The sequence below is a fragment of the Aquimarina longa SW024 genome (genome assembly GCF_001401755.1).
GTDB lineage: Bacteria > Bacteroidota > Bacteroidia > Flavobacteriales > Flavobacteriaceae > Aquimarina > Aquimarina longa.
Map to the genome: position 1 here is coordinate 128613 of NZ_AVQK01000024.1, position 20020 is coordinate 148632.

The 20020-nt window shown below is 30.1% G+C and carries 16 protein-coding genes; 10 read left to right on the forward strand and 6 right to left on the reverse strand.

What is annotated here, in order from left to right:
- Positions 1-15: 15 nt before the first annotated feature.
- Positions 16-1197, reverse strand: coding sequence for a Pycsar system effector family protein (locus N456_RS05955; RefSeq protein WP_062054919.1), 1182 nt, complete (start codon positions 1195-1197; stop codon positions 16-18).
- Positions 1198-1251: 54 nt separating this feature from the next.
- On the opposite strand from N456_RS05955, the gene N456_RS05960 reads away from it, so the two are divergent.
- Together N456_RS05960 and N456_RS05965 are read left to right on the forward strand one after the other, a co-directional pair.
- Complete coding sequence (locus N456_RS05960) at positions 1252-4959, forward strand: metallophosphoesterase (protein ID WP_062054920.1); 3708 nt, start codon at positions 1252-1254, stop codon at positions 4957-4959.
- A 523-nt stretch (positions 4960-5482) separates the two neighbouring features.
- On the forward strand, positions 5483-6034 hold the full coding sequence (locus N456_RS05965) for a GNAT family N-acetyltransferase (RefSeq protein ID WP_062054922.1): 552 nt from the start codon (positions 5483-5485) through the stop codon (positions 6032-6034).
- On the opposite strand, the gene N456_RS05970 is transcribed toward N456_RS05965, so the two are convergent.
- The 3 genes from N456_RS05970 to N456_RS05980 form a co-directional block, all read right to left on the reverse strand.
- Positions 6022-6870, reverse strand: a complete 849-nt coding sequence (locus tag N456_RS05970) for an SdiA-regulated domain-containing protein (protein WP_062054961.1) — start codon at positions 6868-6870, stop codon at positions 6022-6024. The genes N456_RS05965 and N456_RS05970 overlap by 13 nt on opposite strands.
- Positions 6871-6875: 5 nt before the next feature.
- On the reverse strand, positions 6876-7328 hold the full coding sequence (locus N456_RS05975) for a Dps family protein (RefSeq protein ID WP_062054924.1): 453 nt from the start codon (positions 7326-7328) through the stop codon (positions 6876-6878).
- Positions 7329-7424: 96 nt separating this feature from the next.
- The gene (locus N456_RS05980) at positions 7425-7976 is read right to left on the reverse strand and encodes an NUDIX hydrolase (protein WP_062054926.1); all 552 of its coding nucleotides are present in this window, start codon (positions 7974-7976) and stop codon (positions 7425-7427) included.
- 153 nt (positions 7977-8129) lie between these two features.
- On the opposite strand from N456_RS05980, the gene N456_RS05985 reads away from it, so the two are divergent.
- The 7 genes from N456_RS05985 to acs all read left to right on the forward strand — a co-directional run bounded on the left by N456_RS05985 (position 8130) and on the right by acs (position 17503).
- On the forward strand, positions 8130-8549 hold the full coding sequence (locus N456_RS05985; protein WP_062054928.1) for an IS1/IS1595 family N-terminal zinc-binding domain-containing protein: 420 nt from the start codon (positions 8130-8132) through the stop codon (positions 8547-8549).
- 123 nt (positions 8550-8672) lie between these two features.
- Positions 8673-9905: a hypothetical protein gene (locus tag N456_RS05990; protein WP_062054930.1), complete on the forward strand. Its 1233-nt coding sequence runs from the start codon at positions 8673-8675 to the stop codon at positions 9903-9905.
- Between the two features lie 11 nt (positions 9906-9916).
- Complete coding sequence (locus N456_RS05995) at positions 9917-10180, forward strand: DUF4212 domain-containing protein (RefSeq protein ID WP_062054932.1); 264 nt, start codon at positions 9917-9919, stop codon at positions 10178-10180.
- A 75-nt stretch (positions 10181-10255) separates the two neighbouring features.
- Positions 10256-12043 (forward strand): sodium:solute symporter family protein, encoded by a 1788-nt coding sequence (locus N456_RS06000; RefSeq protein WP_062054934.1) that lies wholly within the window; start codon positions 10256-10258, stop codon positions 12041-12043.
- 313 nt (positions 12044-12356) lie between these two features.
- Positions 12357-15020 (forward strand): sensor histidine kinase, encoded by a 2664-nt coding sequence (locus N456_RS06010; protein WP_062054936.1) that lies wholly within the window; start codon positions 12357-12359, stop codon positions 15018-15020.
- Between the two features lie 27 nt (positions 15021-15047).
- Positions 15048-15416, forward strand: coding sequence for a response regulator transcription factor (locus N456_RS06015; RefSeq protein WP_262482809.1), 369 nt, complete (start codon positions 15048-15050; stop codon positions 15414-15416).
- Positions 15417-15550: 134 nt separating this feature from the next.
- Positions 15551-17503, forward strand: a complete 1953-nt coding sequence (gene acs / locus N456_RS06020) for an acetate--CoA ligase (RefSeq protein WP_062054938.1) — start codon at positions 15551-15553, stop codon at positions 17501-17503.
- 78 nt (positions 17504-17581) lie between these two features.
- Here the strand turns inward: acs and N456_RS23640 are convergent, their stop codons facing one another.
- Both N456_RS23640 and N456_RS06025 read right to left on the reverse strand, forming a co-directional pair.
- Positions 17582-17869: a YciI family protein gene (locus N456_RS23640; RefSeq protein WP_082422447.1), complete on the reverse strand. Its 288-nt coding sequence runs from the start codon at positions 17867-17869 to the stop codon at positions 17582-17584.
- Between the two features lie 98 nt (positions 17870-17967).
- Complete coding sequence (locus N456_RS06025) at positions 17968-19059, reverse strand: M42 family metallopeptidase (protein WP_062054941.1); 1092 nt, start codon at positions 19057-19059, stop codon at positions 17968-17970.
- Positions 19060-19153: 94 nt separating this feature from the next.
- Here N456_RS06025 and N456_RS06030 point away from each other — a divergent pair, with 94 nt between their 5' ends.
- Complete coding sequence (locus tag N456_RS06030; RefSeq protein WP_062054943.1) at positions 19154-19858, forward strand: DUF4294 domain-containing protein; 705 nt, start codon at positions 19154-19156, stop codon at positions 19856-19858.
- Positions 19859-20020: the final 162 nt, after the last annotated feature.

Genomic DNA, 20020 nt, shown 5'->3' on the forward strand with positions numbered 1-20020 from the left:
ATGCTATATTATACTTTATTGTAAAGTATTAAATGCAATAATAAATGATAATACAGAAGTTACAATCCCTATCATAAATACAGTATAAGTGATTCTTAGTATTTTATATTTTTTATGTAAAACTTTGCCCAAAAAATAGAGATCTTTTATCATCGAATCATAGATATATTCTTTATCATCCATAAGCTCTTTCATAGCATGTGTATAGTCTTCTAATGGCATTTTATGAAAATTGCCAAAAAACAATAAATTTACTTTTTTTTCTTCTATTTCTTTACGAGTAAACTCACCACTTGTTACATTAGGACGTGTTGCCAACACAGATAATATTATAGATGCAATACAAAATATAATAAATATTAAAGTAGGATAAATGAGGTATTGATTAGAAGGGTTATCTAGTTTAGGTATCAAATTAGATAAAGCAAGGGAGATGATAATTGCATTTACAGATAGAAGGATATTCGCTTTTGTATCAGCAATATCACTAAGTTTTAAATGGTTTCGTAGGGTAACTCTAAATAAGGTTTGTATTCCTTTTTCTGGATTTTCTTCTCTTGATGATTTTTTTAAAGCTTCTTTTTTTTGTTTTTTATTTTTTTTTAGGATGTCTTTTTCTTTTAGCATTTTAGAAAGATTCTCTTCTTTTTTAGGTTCCCAATTAGTAATAGCGTATTCTGTATAATAATGATGCTTATTCTTAAATAAATCAATATTTGTTTTAAGCCAATCAGAAACATTAAAATTTTTGATATTATTAAGTTTAAACTCACATCTTAATAATTCGCTAGTTTCACAAAAGTAATCTTTCGCAAAATGAGAAGCATCTGCATCTCTAATAATTTCCTCCATAAAATTAGTAGGAGTATGTTCCATTTTGGTAGCCATAATTAGGGTAGAGATTTTATTGATAATCTCTGGAGCGGTATTTTGTTTAGCTAAAAAATCATTAGCTATTGTTACACTATGTTCTTCATGATTTTCTGAACTTATAGAATATCCAGTATCATGCAATAAAGCTGTTAATAATAAGACTTCACTATCTTCATTAGATAAATTGGTGCTATCGATGATTTCTTTCGTACTTTTAAAAACTCTTTTTGTATGATCGTAATTATGATATATACAGGAATCCGGAAGTTTTTTTTCAAAAAGTTCTGAAACAAAATTGTCAGTTTTTTCTAATAATGAAGACATAATTAGTAGTTTTTAATAATCAAAATAATTAAAAAATAGATTGTAATTTAAATAATGAATAAATATAGTAAGATTCTAATTATATGTGTTGTTTTACTACTTACTTCTTGTGCAACATATTCTCCTCATTATAAAGTCGAAAATTTTTCTAAAACATTACCTAATGTTCCGATAGAAAAAACATTTTATTTGATAGGAGATGCAGGATATGCCAAAATGGGAGAGAGTACAGTTGGATTATCAATTTTAAAAAGAGTACTAGATACAACAACAACAACAAAGAAAGATTATCTTATTTTTTTAGGTGATAATATCTATCAAAAAGGAATGCCTAAAAAAGGCACCCCAGAAAGAGGTTTAGCAACGCATAGAATAGATGCTCAGGTAGAAGCTATTAAAGAATTTAATGGTAATGTAATTTTTATACCTGGCAATCATGATTGGTACTCTAATGGTGTAGAAGGGTTACGAAGGCAAGAAAAGTATGTAGTAGAAAAAATGAAAAATAAAAATTCTTTTTTACCATCAAAAGGATGCCCTATCGAAGGTATAGAAGTAAGTGATAAAGTACATTTATTAATTTTAGACACACAATGGTATTTAGCAAATTGGGATAAAAACCCAACTATTAATGATAACTGCGAAATTAAAACTAGAGAAAAATTTTTTCTCGAAATAGAAGGAGAATTAAAAAAACATAGTAAGAAAACTATTTTAATAGCAATGCATCACCCCATGTATACCAATGGTATACATGGAGGTAATTATAGTTTTAAGAAACATATTTTTCCTTTAAAGAAAAAGATACCTTTACCTATATTAGGTTCATTAGTAGCCCAGATACGGTCTCAGGGAGGGGTTTCTACACAAGATGTATCAAATGTTCATTATAATAAGTTAATGAGAAGATTGTCTACGATGACAAGAGCATTAGATAGAGTTGTTTTTATCTCTGGGCATGAGCATTCTATGCAATATATAGATAGTGATGGTAGTAAGCAAATTGTCTCAGGTTCTGGATCTAAAAGTACACCAGTTACTCTTGGTAAAAATGGATTGTTTGCATCCTCTAATCAAGGAATTACGGTATTAGATATTTATAAAGATGGTTCTTCTACGGTTCGTTTTTTTGGAGATGATAATGGTGATCCTAAACTGGTATATCAAACTATGGTTCATCCACAAGAAAAAAAATATGAGTATAGTACTATTTCAAATTCTTTTAAACCAGAAATTTCAACATCAATTTATAGTAAAGACGAGGTCAAAAAATCAAAACTCTATCAATCAATTTGGGGAGATCATTACCGATATGTTTATGGCACTGATATAAAAGTACCTATAGCTACATTAGATACTTTAATGGGAGGTTTTACTATTGATAGACAGGGGGGAGGGCAAGTAACACGATCTCTTCGCCTGATTAATAAAGAAGGTAAACGATATAGTCTTAGAGCAATGCGTAAAAGCGTAACACAGTTTTTACAAAAAGGAGCGTTTAAATATACATATCTAGATGATGGATTTGATAATACATATACTGAAGAATTGCTTTCTGATTTTTATACTTCTAGTTATCCATATGCTTTTTTAGCAGTTGGAACACTGGCAAACGCCATTGGAGTATATCATGCAAATCCTAAGTTGTACTATATTCCAAAACACCCTAGATTAGGAAAATACAACGAAAATTTTGGCAATGAGATCTATTTTTTAGAAGAACGACCTGGTAAAGAATACAACGAAGAGATTTCTTTTGGAGAACCAGATGATATAGAGAGTACAGATGATCTTTTTGAAAGGCTTAGAAAAAGCGAAAAATACCAAATGGATGAAGAACAATATATAAAAACGAGGCTTTTTGATATGATTTTGGGAGATTGGGATCGTCATTCAGATCAATGGAGATGGGCTCGATTTGATACTAAAAATAAAAAAACATATAGACCAATTCCAAAAGATAGAGATCAAGTTTTTTCTAATTATGATGGAGTCTTATTGGATGTTATTAAATTTATAGTACCATTAACTCGAAAGTTTCAGGTATACGATGATGAATTAAAAAATGTACGATGGATTAATCAATCAGGAGAACCTCTAGATAGAGCACTAATTCAGAACTCAAGAAAAGAAATTTGGCTAGAACAAGCTAAATATATCAAAGAAAATCTTTCTGATAGCGCTATTGAAAAAGCATTTAAGGATTTACCAAAAGAACTTCAGGATGCTACAATTAGTAAAATTAAAGAAAATCTTAGAGCTAGGAGGGATGATATCGAAAATATAGCAAGTCGATACTATACATATCTATCAAAACATGTTGTAATAAAAGGAACCGATAAAAAGGATTTTTTTGAAATTATAAGAGAAAATAATAAAACTATTGTAAATGTTTCTAGAATTAAAAATGGAAAGATAAAGAAATCATATAGTAATAGAACCTTTACAAATAAAGAAACTAAAGAAATATGGATTTATGGATTAGATGATGATGATCGATTTATAGTGAAAGGAAAAGGGAAAAATTTAATAAAGATTCGAATTATTGGAGGGCAGAATAATGATAGTTATGAAATAGAGAACGGAAAAAAAATTAAAATATATGATCATAAATCAAAACCTAATACGGTAGTACAAAAAGGACAAGCAAAATTTATATGGAGTGATATATATAACTACAATGTTTATGATCACAATAAATACAATAAGAAAACCAATACGATTACCCCTTTTGTAGGCTTTAACCCCGACGATGGGATAAATATTAATGTTACTGATGTGTATACCACATATGGCTTTAGAAATGATCCATATCAGAGCAAGCATAAATTTAAAGGAGCATATTATTTTCTAACAGAAGGTTATGATATATCCTATTCTGGAGAATTTATAAATACAATACATAATTGGAATTTATTACTAAATGCAGTGTATACTAGTGAAAATTTTGCGCAGAACTTCTTCGGATTTGGTAATGAGTCTCTTAATTTAGATGATGAATTAGGAATGAATTATAATAGAGTAAAAACAGGAATTTGGTCAATTGGAGCAGGAGTTTCTAAAAAGAATCGTTATGGGAGTGAATTTTTGATAAAAGCTGCGTATGAAGGAATAGAAATTCAGGATACACAAAATAGATTGATTACATCAGATTTAGATTTTGTAACTATAGACCCTCATTTCTTTAAAAGAAAGTATTTTGCAAATCTCAATGTATTATATAATTACGAAAGTTATGACAATAGTATAAATCCTACCAAAGGAATGATTTTTAGATTAGAAACAGGGGTTAGAGCAAATGTAGATGATACAAAAAAGACCTACGGATATGTTAATCCAAGAATAGGTTTTTATAATGCGATAACCAAAAATCAAAAGTTAGTACTTAAAACAGATATTATTGGAGCGGTTATTATAGGTAATGACTATGAGTTTTATCAAGGCGCTAATCTAGGAGGGGCTAATGGATTAAGAGGATATAGAAAAGAGCGTTTTACAGGAGAAAAATCACTAGCATTTAATGGAGATCTAAGGTATAGTTTTAATAGATTTAAAACAGGAATATTACCACTACAATTGGGAATGTTTGGAGGCTACGATATTGGAAGAGTATGGTTTGATAAAGAAAACTCGAACAAATGGCATGATTCTTTTGGAGGAGGAATGTGGATTAATACAATGGATACCATAGGAGGACAGTTAGGGTTATTTACAAGTGATGAAGGAGTACGATTTGTATTTAGTTTTGGAGTAAGTATATAGAAAACTACTAGAGAACAACTAAATAATGAATAAGAAACTATTGCCTATGATACTATTAAAATTGAAAATAGTTCTTTAGAAAAAACAGAAATAGTTACAATATTTCCAAACTCGAATAATGTATATTAACTGTTAGTAGTAAACAGTCTGTAAAAATTTGGAAATTAAAAGATTATGTAGGGGAGTATACTAAAAAATCAATATCTAAAAATACATCTTTCTTATAAAGATCAGTTTAGTATTAGTCATTTACCAACAGGCTTATATATATTAAAGGTAACGCTAACTAACAGCAATACAATTTACAAGAATATAGTAAAGAATTAATTAGGAATTATAAATAACTATACTTAGTATTTAGGAATAACCTTATTTTATAATGCTACACATTTTTCATAATAAATGAAAAGTATGACATCATTTTTATAATAGATTTTGTCTTTTTAGAAAATATGTTATTTTATCTTTGAAAGTAAGATGTGATTTATTACAAGTTAAAAGAATACGTTTTTAAATACATATAATGTTTAATAAAGAAATAAGTACCAAAAGATTAAGGCTTAGATTAGTTGATGATTCTGATATACAAGATATTCATCAATTACATTCTATCCCAGAAGTAGATCAATATAATGTATTAGGAATTCCAACAAATATAGAGGTAACTAAAGTAATCTTAGAAGAATGGTTAGAGTTGATCCGGTTGCGTAAAGTATATGTCTATAGAATAGAAGCAATAACAACAAAAGACTGTATTGGATTGATAGCTATTAAAATAGGAAACCCTAAATATAAAATTGGAGAAGTTTGGTATAAACTAAATCCATGTTTCTGGGGAAAAGGATATGCTACAGAAGCATTAAAAGAAGTTTTACATTTTGGTTTTGAAACCCTTGATTTGCATAGAATAGAAGCAGGATGTGCTGTTGAGAATATAGGGTCTATTAAAGTTCTCGAAAAAGTAAGAATGAAAAGAGAAGGACATAAACGAAAAGTTTTACCTCTTAAGTCTGGATGGTCTGATAATTATGAATATGCCATTTTGGATGAAGATTGGTATAATCATTCAAGTTGATATTCGTATAAACATGCTTTTTTATCACCTGTTTTTTCATCAGTAATAAAAAGAGTAGTATCATTTTTAAAACATATCCCTTCTTTCTGTGAATAATGATGTAGTTTTAAATTTTTAATACTTCCATTAAATAAATTATCATCTTTAAAATTACTAAGTAAAATTACATTTTGATGTGTTAATAGTGCAATTTTATTTTGAGATTGGTTGATTGCTGCTCCTGTAATGAAACAATCAGAACTATTCTCACATACCTCATATGTTCCTACTAATTTAGCGATATGCTTTCCTGAAGAATCAGAAACTTTATATAGTTTAGTTATTCCTTCAGACTTAGAGCTTCTGTTTTTAGTAAATAGATATAGACTATGATTTAGATGTATAAACGCTTCTACATCAAAATTGAGATTCTTTTTTTTAGGAGGGAATTTTTTTTGATCTTCAAAAACAAATTCAATTTTAGAAACATTAATAGTATTTGTCAAAATCCCAGAAACTTTATAAATAGTTAAATCCTTTCTCTTATTTTTATTGTTTCCAAAATCACCTATATAGATAGTATTATTTTTATCATATGCTAGATCTTCCCAATCTATATTTTTAGCATTAGGGATTTTAACTTGTTGTTCGATATTTCCTTTCTGGCTTAAAATAAATAGTGTATTATCATTACCAGAATCATTTATAGCGTATAGCTTATGATTTGGTAATACGGTTATTCCAGATATTTCATTAAGAACTTTTGGGAGCTTATTAACTTTTGATAAACGAGAAGTTGTAACCTTTTGACAGCTAATAGATAATGCTGCCAAAAGGATGAGGGTAAAAAGTTTCAAAATAATTATTTTTTTTGATTCCATGCATTAAGCATCCAACTTGTTTTTTCTATTTCTCCTATATAAGTACCAGTAATGTCTAATGTTCCATCATCTTTAGCATCTTCTGCTGTAGCAGTTACAATTTTTAATTGTTTTAGAAGTATTTCATGATCCTTAAGAACAGCAGTTACCATTTCATGATCTTTTAGGTTTGTATTTGCTTCTTTAATATTAGAAAGATCTAAATATACACTAAAATTGCTAATAGGGTTCCCTCTAAGAGTTAAGATTCTTTCAGCAATTTCATCTATCTTTAGCTTGGCATCTTCATAAAATTCTTCAAACTTTACATGAAGCTCAAAAAAATGAGATCCTGTAATATTCCAATGAAAATTTCTAAGCTTTTGATAATGCATATGATAATCGGCCAATAATATATTTAATGCTTCTATTGTTTTAGTATTTGAATTGATCATAGTTTTTGTTTATTGTTTTTTAAATTTCAATACAAATTTATTATAAATAAATAATAAGAGATGAAGTTACAATAGTTAGTTTTAATAAGAGTATTGCTATAATCGATTTATGATTTCCTTATGAATAAAATCATAATATGCTGTGTCATGAGGAACATATGTCTTAGACTTGATAGGGTCTAAGAGATGTTTTTCTAATAGGTTGATATGTATTAGAGTACAGTCAGAAACCTCTTCTTTTTGAAGTATTAGTGATGTAATCGGAACATCAAGATGTGAAAGGTATATATGATGAAATTCATTATCATAAAGATCAGGTTTCGGTATTTTTTTAGACAAGTACATTCCTATAAAATTTAAATTATCTTTAGGTACAGATAAACCAATTTCTTCATTAATTTCTCGAATAGCAGAACTTTCAACAGTTTCTCCTGTTCCAATATGTCCAGCAACAGACACATCCCATAAATTAGGGTAAGTATCTTTACAATCAGCTCTTTTTTGTAATAATACTTCACCTTTATTAGTATAGAACCATATATGAACACTTGCATGATACAACCCTAATCGATGAGCTTCGGATTTTAACTCTATTTTTCCTGTGAACTTTCCTACTTCATCAAGTATATCAATTAGCTCGTCTGCCATTAGTGTGTTTTTTTGATATTTCTTTTTTATTAGTAAAATACAGTTGTTTTTATTAATAAAAAAGAGTTGAAAATTAAAAATATTTATAATATATACTAAATAATTGTTATTTTTTTATTGCTAAAATGATATATTTATGCTAAAATACTATATATGAATTTTAATTCTTGTCCTAATTGTGGTTCTAATACATATATAAAAAGCGGAATAATAAACAAAAAGCAAAGGTATCGTTGTAAGAATTGTAATTATTATTTTACAGTAAATAAGCTAGGTAAAAAGATAGACGACTATTATGTTAATAAGGCATTACAACTGTATCTAGAAGGGTTAACTTATCGTGAGATAGAACGAATATTAGGGGTGTCACATGTAAGTGTAATGAATTGGGTAAAGAAATACAATATTAAGAGACCATACAATACGCAATATCATTCTACATATAAGATATTAAATACTTCAGAACTAGGAGAATATTTTCAAAACCCTATGAATATAAAAGGAGCAGGAGTAGTAGTTACAGAACTAGGAGATAAATTTATGCTAATAAAATGGGAACGTTTCAAAGAATAACTATATCAATTAGCAAAAAACTATATTGATTTTTATTAGCTAACATAATTTTTAGAATTTTATGATGTGCACAACACTACGCAAGTAGTAAAAATACTTTCTACAAATCAAATTCTTAAAATTATGAAAAAACTTATTTTACTACTTTTTTTTAGTAGTTTTTTGATTTCACACACAGTCTTTGCACAAGGATCACCAGACTATCAAGGAGGGTTTAAGGTTAAGCTTAATGAAGATGGTTCTAAATACTTTAGAATAATTTCTTGGGCTCAATTCTGGGCTAAATACTCAGGTAATGTACCCAAAGAAGATAGTAAAACAGATTTTAGTATCCGTAGAGCTCGTATTTTGATGTACTCTCAAATCAATAAAGATTTTTTAATCCTCACCCATTTTGGGCTAAATAGCTTAAATGCAGATAATCTAAGCCCGACAGGTAAAGAAGAAAGCTCACAACTTTTTTTTCATGGAGTTTGGGGACAATATAGTTTAAGCTCTAATCATGCAATTGGTGGAGGATTACATTATTGGAACGGTATTTCTCGATTGAATAATCAAAGTACATTAAATATGATGACATTAGATAACAATCGACAATCTTGGGCTACGATTGGATTATCAGATCAGTTTGCCCGTCATATAGGAGTTTATGCCAAAGGGGCTTTTGGAAAACTACAATATCGTATAGCTATTAATGAATCTATAACCAATAATCTTCAAGAAGAAACAGCTCCTGTTGCAGGAGGATCTGCTATATATGCAGGTAGAAGATTGTTAGGTTCTAAGGATTCCGGAAAAAACTTTGCAGGATATTTTGATTATAATTTTATGGATCAAGAATCTAATTTTTTACCATACAAAGTAGGCTCCTATTTAGGAAGTAAAAAAGTATTTAATATTGGAGCAGGATTTTTTTATCATCCCAAAGGTAGTGTAATGATGGATACGGATAATATCATAAAAGGAGAAGATGTTTCAATATTTGCGATAGATGCCTTTTATGATGCACCTCTAGGAGAAAACGGTTCCGTGATTACAGCATATGCTACCTATCAAAATAATGATTATGGTAAAAATTATACTTTAGGACAAACCTATGAGACAGGATCCATGATTTATACCCATGTAGGATATATAATCCCTAATGATAATAAAAAAACGAAGTTTCAGCCTTATGCATCTTTTAATACCCGTTCTATAGATGCTATAGATGACAATGCAGCAACATTTGGTATTGGAGCTAACGCATATTTCAGTGGTCATAATTCTAAACTAACGCTAGAATATCTAAATACAAAATACGGAAATAATGACGACAGAAGTTTTATAACCCTACAAGCAATGATCTATCTCTAAAATTTATAATCATGTCAGAAAAACAACAAAAAGCCAGTGCATACTGGAAAGAAAACGTAAAGTACTTATTCATTTTATTAGCAATTTGGTTTGCGGTATCATATGGAGCAGGGATACTTTTTAAAGATCTATTGAATCAATTTCATATAGGAGGGTTTCCTTTAGGGTTTTGGTTTGCTCAGCAAGGTTCGATTTATGTATTTGTAATTTTAATATTTGTCTACGTTCGGATAATGAATAGGTTAGATAAAAAATATGGATATGATAAAGATTAAAAAAAATAGACAAAGTGATTGAATTGGATTTAATAAATACAGTTTCTAAAATTATAAACAACTAAAAAAAATAGTATGAGTGTTCAAATTTGGACTTATGTTTTGGTAGGGATAACCTTTGCACTATATATAGGTATTGCAATTTGGTCTAGAGCCAGTTCTACAAAAGAGTTTTATGTAGCAGGAGGGGGAGTATCCCCCTTGGCTAACGGTATGGCAACTGCGGCTGACTGGATGAGTGCCGCATCATTTATATCTATGGCAGGTATTATAGCCTTTTCAGGTTATGATGGTGCCGTATATCTAATGGGATGGACAGGAGGATATGTGTTATTAGCACTATTACTAGCTCCATACTTAAGAAAATTCGGAAAATTTACAGTTCCGGATTTCATAGGAGATAGATATTATTCAAAAACAGCAAGATCTGTAGCTGTATTCTGCGCTTTATTAGTATCCTTTACGTATGTAGCAGGACAGATGCGAGGTGTTGGAATTGTATTTTCAAGATTTTTAGAAGTAGACATCAATACAGGTGTAATCATTGGAATGATTATCGTACTTTTTTATGCGGTGTTAGGAGGAATGAAGGGTATTACATATACTCAGGTAGCGCAATACTGTGTGCTCATTTTTGCATTTATGGTTCCAGCAATATTTATTTCTATCCAGATGACAGGCAATCCAATACCACAATTAGGATTTGGAGATACTATTGTAGATGGTTCAGGAACCTATCTTTTAGATAAGTTAGATGGGCTAAGTACAGAACTCGGTTTTTCAGCATATACTGATGGATCAAAATCTACATTAGATGTATTTGCTATAACGCTAGCATTAATGGTAGGAACAGCAGGATTACCACATGTAATTGTTCGTTTTTTTACTGTAAAAAGAGTAAAAGATGCTCGTAAATCTGCTGGATATGCATTATTACTGATTGCAATATTGTATACGACAGCTCCCGCAGTAGCTGTTTTTGCAAAGACAAATCTTATAGAATCTGTACAAAATAAAAAATACGAAGAACTTCCTACATGGTTTAAGAATTGGGAAGATACGGGCTTATTAGGTTGGACAGATAAAAATGGAGATGGACAAGTACAATATGCTAATGGTCATTCAGTAAAAGGAAATAAGAACAAACCAGTTTTTGATGGAAAAAATAGAGGAGAATACGGTGAACGTACAATTACTAACGTAAATGCAGCTACCAAAAATGAGCTTTTTGTAGATAGAGATATTATGGTATTAGCAAATCCAGAAATAGCAAATCTCCCTAATTGGGTAATTGCTTTAGTAGCAGCAGGAGGATTAGCAGCAGCATTATCTACTGCAGCTGGATTATTATTAGTAATTTCATCTTCAGTATCTCACGATTTAATCAAAAAGATGATCAAACCAGATATTTCTGAAAAAGGAGAATTAATAGCAGCACGTCTTTCTGCAGTAGCCGCAGTATGCGTAGCAGGATATTTTGGGATCAACCCTCCAGGATTTGTAGCAGCAGTAGTTGCCTTAGCATTTGGATTAGCAGCAGCATCCTTTTTTCCGGCAATTGTACTAGGGATATTTTATAAGAGAATGAATAAAGAAGGAGCTATTGCAGGTATGGTTGTAGGGATATTATGTATGCTATTATATATGATAAAATATAAACTAGGATGGTTTGATGAAACACTACCTCCATCAAGCGAATGGTGGTTTGGAATCTCTCCCGAAGGATTTGGAGCAGTAGCAATGGCAATCAATTTTGTGGTATCCTTAGTGATATCTAAATTTACAAGTGCCCCCCCAGAAGAGGTGCAAGAAATAGTAGAAAATATAAGAATTCCAAGTGGAGCAGGAGAAGCAACACATTAATGAGATATATAACCTAGACCTCACAAGACTCAAAATCCTGTGAGGTTTAAATTAAGTAGAATAGTTTTAAAAATTTTGAAACCAGAAAGTCGATCTTTCAAAAAAATAGATAATCATAGTACCCTTATGAAGAAACGGCATCAACAAAAATTAGTAGTATTATCTATAGCGTTACTTTTTCTGTTTAATGTTCCGCTTATATTTATGTTTAATCATTCTGGAAATATTTTCGGATTTCCGATATTATATTTTTTTGTATTTCTAATTTGGGCGGCTTCTATTTTAATCTCTCTTATAATATTGAAAAAATTTTATGAATAGTTATATATTGATATTCATAATTATAGGATATTTATTACTCCTATTCGGGGTTGCATTTTGGGCAGAGAAAAAGGCAAAAAGAACATGGGTTAACAATCCCTATGTATACACATTATCTCTGGCAGTATATTGCTCTGCTTGGACATACTATGGTAGTGTAGGTATCGCAGCAACTTCTGGAGTAAGTTTTTTAACAACCTACCTAGGCCCAGTAATAGCTTTTCCCATTTGGATTATTGTATTAAAAAAAATCATAAAAATATCAAAACAACATAAAGTATCCAGTATTGCCGATTTTATATCACTTAGATATGGTAATGATCGTTTTTTGGGAGCTTTAGTAACAGTAATATGTGTTTTAGGAGTAGTGCCTTATATTTCATTACAACTTAAAGCTGTTTCAGAAACCTTTGGAATAATTTCTAAAAACCCTATTAATTCCTCAAGTACTATTTTTCAAGACTCTACATTTTATACAGCATTCTTATTAGCAGTATTTGCTGCATTTTTTGGAACAAGAACAACAGATGCAACACAGCGCAGACAAGGAATCATTTTTTCTGTGGCAGTAGAATCTGTAATTAAGCTTGTTTTTTTCTTGGGAGTAGGGATATATGTTTCTTATTTTCTTTTTGACGGTACTCTAGATATTTATAACCAGATATCGATTACCGAAGATTTTGAATCTTTAACCACATTCGATAGTTTAGAGTCTGGTATCAACTGGTATTTTATGATAGCCTTATCTTTTTTGGCTATTTTTTTATTGCCAAGACAATTTCATGTTTCAGTAATAGAAAACACAAATCAAAAACATCTCAAAAAAGCAATTTGGTTATTTCCTTTATATCTTTTACTGTTTAATATATTTGTTGTTTTTATAGCTTGGGGGGGGAAATTGCGCTTAGCCAATCTAGCAAATCCAGACTATTATTCATTACTTCTTCCCTTACAAAACGGAGATATTTTCTTGGCAACTCTAGTGTTTTTAGGTGGTTTTTCTGCAGCTATTTCTATGGTAATAGTTTCTACATTAGCATTATCTACTATGCTTAGTAATAACTTAATAATCCCTTATGGTTTTTTAGATAAATTTAGCAAAAGTCACCCTGATCGAAATGCTAATTACATTAAGAATATTCGTAGGACAGCTATTTTTTGTTTAATACTAGGAGCCTACTTTTTCTATATTAATTTTAATATAGAATTATCATTATTTTCAATAGGTCAATTATCTTTTGTTGTTATAGCGCAGTTAGCCCCCTCTTTTTTTATAGGATTGTTTTGGAACAGAGGGTCATCTTTTGCAGCTAAAATGGGAATAATCACAGGAGCATTAATCACCACATACACTCTTGTTTTACCATTTGTATTAGATACAATTTTTGGTAATATGAATTTTATTGTTTTCGGACCATTTAATCTAACACTTTTAAGGCCATATGCTTTGTTTGGGATAGATTTTCTAAATCCAGTAACACATGCATTTTTTTGGAGTATGCTTTTTAATGTAATAGTATACCTTTATGTATCTCTTTCTTTTAAAGGTAATTATAGAGAACGTAATTATGGAGAAATGTTTGTAAACAGTAACTATAATTCATTACAAGAAAATGCTTTTGTTTGGAAAGGAGAAGCTTATGTATCTGATATAAGAAATGTTCTAAATCGTTTTTTAGGAGAAGAACGTACAGAACGAGCTTTAGATTTATTTTATCTAAAATATGATCTTTCTAAGAATGACAAAAAAGCAGATGCAAGATTGATCAATTTTTCTGAGAAATTATTAACAGGAAGTATCGGTAGCGCTTCGTCCAGAATTTTAATAGCAAGTGTAGTAGATGAGCAACCAGTTACCTTAATAGAAGTATTAGAGATTTTAGAAGAAAATAAAAAGACAATTTCTAGCAATAAGTTTCTAAAACAAAAATCAGAAGAGTTAATTCTATTAACAGAAAAATTAAAACTTCAAGATAAATTAAAAGATGAATTCTTAGACACAGTAGCACATGAGTTAAAAACGCCTACAACATCAATTAGAGCAGCATCAGAGGTTTTATTAGATAATATTGATATGTCAGAAGCCCTAAAAATGCAATTTTTAACGAACATTCTAGATGATTCAGAACGTTTAGCTAAATTGATTCATAATATCTTAGATTTAGAAAAGCTAGCATCAGGTAGAGAAGTTTTGGATAAGAAAACAAATAATCTGAGTGATACGATAGAAAAAGCAATATCTGGAGTACATACAATTGCAGAGAAAAAGAATATAAAAATTATAATATCAAAACCTCAGAAATCATATACAGCGTTATATGATGAAGATAGGATTCTTCAGGTATTGATAAATGTACTCTCTAACGCTATTAAATTTGTAGAAGAGAAAAAAGGAATAGTAAAAATAACTTTAGAAAAAATTGAAAATTATATAAAAATCAATATTGAAGATAATGGAAAAGGTATCTTGGAAGAGGATATTAAGTATATTTTTGATAAATTTTACCAGTCTAAAAACCAGAATGTAAAAAAACCAGTAGGAAGTGGTTTTGGTTTAGCAATAAGTAAACAAATTATAGAAGGGCATAATGGTCGGATATGGGTAGATAAGGATTATAAAACAGGTGCTCGTTTTAGTATAGAAATCCCTGAATAAGAATATATATAATATAAAAAAACAATTTTGAGTAAAAAGAAGATATTAATAGTTGATGATGAACCTAATATAGTGATGTCTTTAGAATATACATTTAAAAAAAATAATTTTGAAGTTTTTATAGCCCGTGATGGAGCAGAAGCCATAGAAATATTAAAATCAAAAGTGCCAGATGTAATTCTTTTAGATATCATGATGCCTAATATAGATGGATATCAAACTTTAGAGTACATAAGAAAAAATGATACTACTAAAAATAGTAAAGTAATATTCTTGACTGCAAAAAATAAAGGATCAGATATCGAAAAAGGGCTGGCAATGGGAGTAGATAAGTATTTAACAAAACCATTTTCGATAAAGAAAGTTATGGCTGAAATTAATGAACTTATGATATAAAAAAAGTTAATAAATCACGAAAAAAAATAAAATAAGGTTGTTTACACCTAAATAGTAGTTACTCGTCGAGATTTTTTTGTCGATGAGATGTTTTAAAAGAATTTAATACACCGAAAATTACAAAATCACAAATCATGGAAATAAGAGACACGCTTCAACTTCGTTCTTTTGCAGAATATAAAGAAGCTTATCAGGAAAGTATATCAAATCCTGAAAAATTCTGGGACGCTATTGCAGAAAAATTTCATTGGCATAAAAGATGGGATAAAACACTACAATGGGATTTTAAAAAACCAGAAGTAAAGTGGTTTGAAGGAGGAAAATTAAATATAACAGAAAATTGTCTAGATAGACATCTAGATAAATTAGGAAATAAAACGGCTATTATCTGGGAACCTAACGATCCAGATGAAGAATCTCGGCATATTACTTACAGACAACTTTTTGTAAAAGTATCTCATTTTGCTAATGTTTTAAAAAATAATGGTATTAAAAAAGGAGACCGTGTCTGTCTTTATATGCCTATGATTCCGGAGTTAGCTATTGCAATGCTTGCATGTGCACGCATAGGAGCAGTCCATTCTATTGTATTTGCAGGGTTTTCTAGTACTGCTATTGCTAGTCGTATTAATGATTCACAATGTAAAATGTTGATTACAGCCAATGAAGTATATAGAGGTACTAAGGCTGTTAAATTGAAAGAAATGTGTGATGAGGCGTTAAAAACTACTCCTTCTATAGAAACAGTGATTGTGTATAGAAGAACAGTAGAACCAACGCCAATGCAAGAAGGAAGAGATAAATTTTGGTATGATGAACTACAAAAAGTAGAAAAAGAATGTCCTGCAGAAATAATGGATGCTGAGGATATGTTATTTATTTTATATACTTCTGGTTCTACAGGAAAACCAAAAGGTATGGTCCACACTATAGGAGGGTATATGGTATATACTGCTTATACTTTTGCTAACGTTTTTCAATGTGATCATTTTGCACCAACAAATACAATACCACAAAGGAAATATGATGGAGATGTATATTGGTGTACAGCTGATATAGGATGGATTACTGGACATTCATATATTGTATATGGCCCATTAGCAATGGGAGCTACAACAGTAATGTTCGAAGGAGTACCAAGTTATCCGGATTATGGTCGTTTTTGGGAGATTTGTGATAAACTTAATGTAACACAGTTTTATACCGCACCAACAGCAATTAGAGCATTAGCAAAACAATCATTAGACTTAGTAGAGCAGCATGATTTATCATCCATAAAAGTTTTAGGATCTGTAGGAGAACCGATTAATGAAGAAGCTTGGCATTGGTATAATGATAATATAGGTAAAGGAACCTCTCCTATCGTAGATACTTGGTGGCAAACAGAAACAGGAGGTATTATGATCTCTCCATTAGCAGGGATCACACCAACACGACCAACATTTGCTACACTACCACTACCAGGGATTCAACCGGTCTTGATGGATGAAAATGGAAATGAAATAGAATTTAGATCCCAACAGTCAGAAGGGCGTTTAGCAATTAAATTCCCTTGGCCATCTATGGCAAGAACAATCTATGGAGACCATCAACGTTATAAAGAAGTTTATTTTTCTGCATATGAAGATAAATACTTTACCGGAGATGGAGCTTATAGAGATGCTACAGGCAACTACAGAATTACCGGTAGAGTGGATGATGTAGTTATTGTCTCAGGTCATAACCTTGGTACAGCTCCAATAGAAAATGCAATTAATGAACATCTAGCAGTAGCAGAATCAGCTATTGTAGGTTTTCCTCATGATATAAAAGGAACAGCATTATATGCGTATGTAACGTTACACGAAGATAAAAAAGGTGACGATGCCCTGATTGCTGAAATAAGAGGGCAGGTTGCTAAAACTATAGGAGCGATTGCAAAACCAGATAAAGTACAATTTGTAAATGGTTTACCTAAAACAAGAAGTGGTAAGATAATGAGAAGAATTTTAAGAAAAATTGCTTCAAAAGATACTTCTAATTTAGGAGACACATCTACACTGCTAAATCCTGATGTAGTTCAGGAAATAATGGATACCGCATTATAAATTTTTTGAATTTAAAAAGGTGGCTAAAAACTTAGCCACCTTTTCTATATTCATGATATGATTATTCTAAAAAAGGTCTTATTCCATTAAAAACTTTAACTCTTCACAGGTTTTATTAGGAATGAACTCAGTGATATCATAATCTGCTAAGCCGTTTATTTTAAAAGGATCTTTATCTAAAATTTTTAATAATTCATTTTTCTCAGAGATTTTAGATAAAATTATACCACCTGTTCTAGGAGTTTTTCTCCCAGAAGCTATAAAGTTTTGAAGCTCATATTGTTCATTTAGATATTTTATATGGAGATCTAAATAAGAATCAATTGTTTCTAAGGAAACCTTGTATGTTAATGATATGATGTAAATTAAAGCATGGTTTTTAGAGTTAGAAAATAGGTTCTAAGAAAAAATTAAACCCATAATTTTATGGGTTTAATTTTTTTAATGATAAAAATAATAATTAGTTACTCATCAAAATAACTAAAAGTTTCACCTTCCTTAATAGTAAGAAGACTTTCATAGATTAATTTGATAACATTTTCAACATCATCCCTATGTACCATCTCTACAGTAGTATGCATATATCGTAGAGGTAAAGAGATTAAAGCAGACGCTACACCTCCATTACTATAAGCAAAAGCATCAGTATCTGTTCCTGTCATTCTGCTAGATGCCATACGTTGAAAAGGTATTTTTTTATCCTCAGCAGTGTCAATAAGGAGTTCCCTAAGTTTATTCTGTACAGCAGGCGCATAAGAAATCACAGGACCATCTCCAATTTTTGTTTCTCCTTGAGTTTTCTTTTCAATCATAGGAGTGGTGGTATCATGACATACATCAGTAACAATAGCTACATCAGGTTTAATGGTATGCGTTATCATTTCTGCACCTCTTAAACCAATTTCTTCTTGTACAGAATTAGTAATATATAATCCAAAAGGAAGCTTGTCTTTGTTTTCACTCAGTAAACGAGCTACTTCAGCAATCATAAACCCTCCCATACGATTGTCTAAAGCTCTACAAACAAATTTGTCATTGTTCAAAATAAAAAACTCATCAGGATATGTAATCACACATCCTACATGCACACCAAGTTTTAAAACTTCTTCTTTTGTAGTACATCCTACATCAATACAAATGTTTTCTAGAGTAGGAGCAGGTTCTTTGCCATTTTTTCTCGTATGTATAGCTGGCCATCCAAAAACACCCTCGACAATACCATCTTTAGTATGAATGTTAACACGTTTAGAAGTAGCAATTTGGTGATCACTACCACCATTTCTAATAACATAAATAAGTCCGTTATCTGTAATATAGTTTACATACCATGAGATTTCATCAGCATGTCCCTCTATAACTACTTTATATTTAGCTTGTGGATTGATTACTCCAACAGCGGTTCCATATGTATCTGTGATGAATTCATCTACATAAGGTTTTAGGTAATCCATCCATATTTTTTGCCCTTCCCATTCATAACCAGTAGGAGCAGCGTTGTTTAAATATTTTTCAAGAAAAGTCAGCGACTTTTTATTTAGAATGCTTTTTTTTGCCATTGTATTAAGTTTATTGCTAAAATAACAATATTCACATTTATTTTACAGTTTACAAATGGTTAATTGTTAATTTTGGAGGTCTTATATAGTTAATATGTCGAAACAACTTTTATGGATATTGTTATTAATAACTACAATTCAAATGTATGCTCAGAAAAATATTGATAGTTCTGGAGTAGATACTACAGGATATGTACAATATTATATTATAGATGGAGATACAATTCCCCATGAGGCAATAGATTTAGATGAAGTAATTATTTTAGGGAAACTAAAATTTAAAGATAATTTAGCTAGACGGAAATATCTTATTCTTAGAAGAAAAACTCGTAAAGTATACCCTTATGCAAAGTTAGCATCTGATAGACTAACAACTCTTAATGAAAGGTTAGAAGGAATAACCTCTAAAAGATCCAAAAAGAAATACATAAAAATTCTTCAAAAGTATATGGAAGAAGAGTTTACAAAAGAACTTAAAAAATTGACACGTACAGAAGGGCAAATATTAGTTAAGTTAATTCATCGCCAAACAGGGAAGACTATGTTTAAACTTGTAAAAGAATATCGAAGTGGATGGAGAGCTTTCTGGTATAATAATACAGCAAAACTTTTTAAAATCTCACTAAAAAAAGAATATGACCCTATTAATATAGAAGAAGATTATTGGATAGAAGATATATTACAACGTAGTTTTCAGTCAAGTATTCTAAAAGATCAAAAAACAGCATTGGATTTTAGTTTTTATGATGCAATAAATAAATGGTCCACTACAACGAATCTTAATCATATAAAAAAATAATATTCATGTTAAGAAGATTTAGTATTATATAGTATAGTTAAGAAAAAATGGTTGTTATATTAATTAAGCATAAAAAAAACACCTGATATTTTATTTTTTTTTCTATCTTAGCATTCTATCTTTTTAAAAATCAACACATTATTTAGTTCTGATGTTAGAATT

Coding starts and splice junctions, on each gene's coding strand:
- N456_RS05955 (WP_062054919.1), bottom strand. CDS start 1,197: ATGTCTTCATTATTAGAAAAAACTGACAATTTTGTTTCAGAACTTTTT.
- N456_RS05960 (WP_062054920.1), top strand. CDS start 1,252: ATGAATAAATATAGTAAGATTCTAATTATATGTGTTGTTTTACTACTT.
- N456_RS05965 (WP_062054922.1), top strand. CDS start 5,483: ATGTTTAATAAAGAAATAAGTACCAAAAGATTAAGGCTTAGATTAGTT.
- N456_RS05975 (WP_062054924.1), bottom strand. CDS start 7,328: ATGATCAATTCAAATACTAAAACAATAGAAGCATTAAATATATTATTG.
- N456_RS05980 (WP_062054926.1), bottom strand. CDS start 7,976: ATGGCAGACGAGCTAATTGATATACTTGATGAAGTAGGAAAGTTCACA.
- N456_RS05985 (WP_062054928.1), top strand. CDS start 8,130: ATGAATTTTAATTCTTGTCCTAATTGTGGTTCTAATACATATATAAAA.
- N456_RS05990 (WP_062054930.1), top strand. CDS start 8,673: ATGAAAAAACTTATTTTACTACTTTTTTTTAGTAGTTTTTTGATTTCA.
- N456_RS05995 (WP_062054932.1), top strand. CDS start 9,917: ATGTCAGAAAAACAACAAAAAGCCAGTGCATACTGGAAAGAAAACGTA.
- N456_RS06000 (WP_062054934.1), top strand. CDS start 10,256: ATGAGTGTTCAAATTTGGACTTATGTTTTGGTAGGGATAACCTTTGCA.
- N456_RS06010 (WP_062054936.1), top strand. CDS start 12,357: ATGAATAGTTATATATTGATATTCATAATTATAGGATATTTATTACTC.
- acs (WP_062054938.1), top strand. CDS start 15,551: ATGGAAATAAGAGACACGCTTCAACTTCGTTCTTTTGCAGAATATAAA.
- N456_RS06025 (WP_062054941.1), bottom strand. CDS start 19,059: ATGGCAAAAAAAAGCATTCTAAATAAAAAGTCGCTGACTTTTCTTGAA.
- N456_RS06030 (WP_062054943.1), top strand. CDS start 19,154: ATGTCGAAACAACTTTTATGGATATTGTTATTAATAACTACAATTCAA.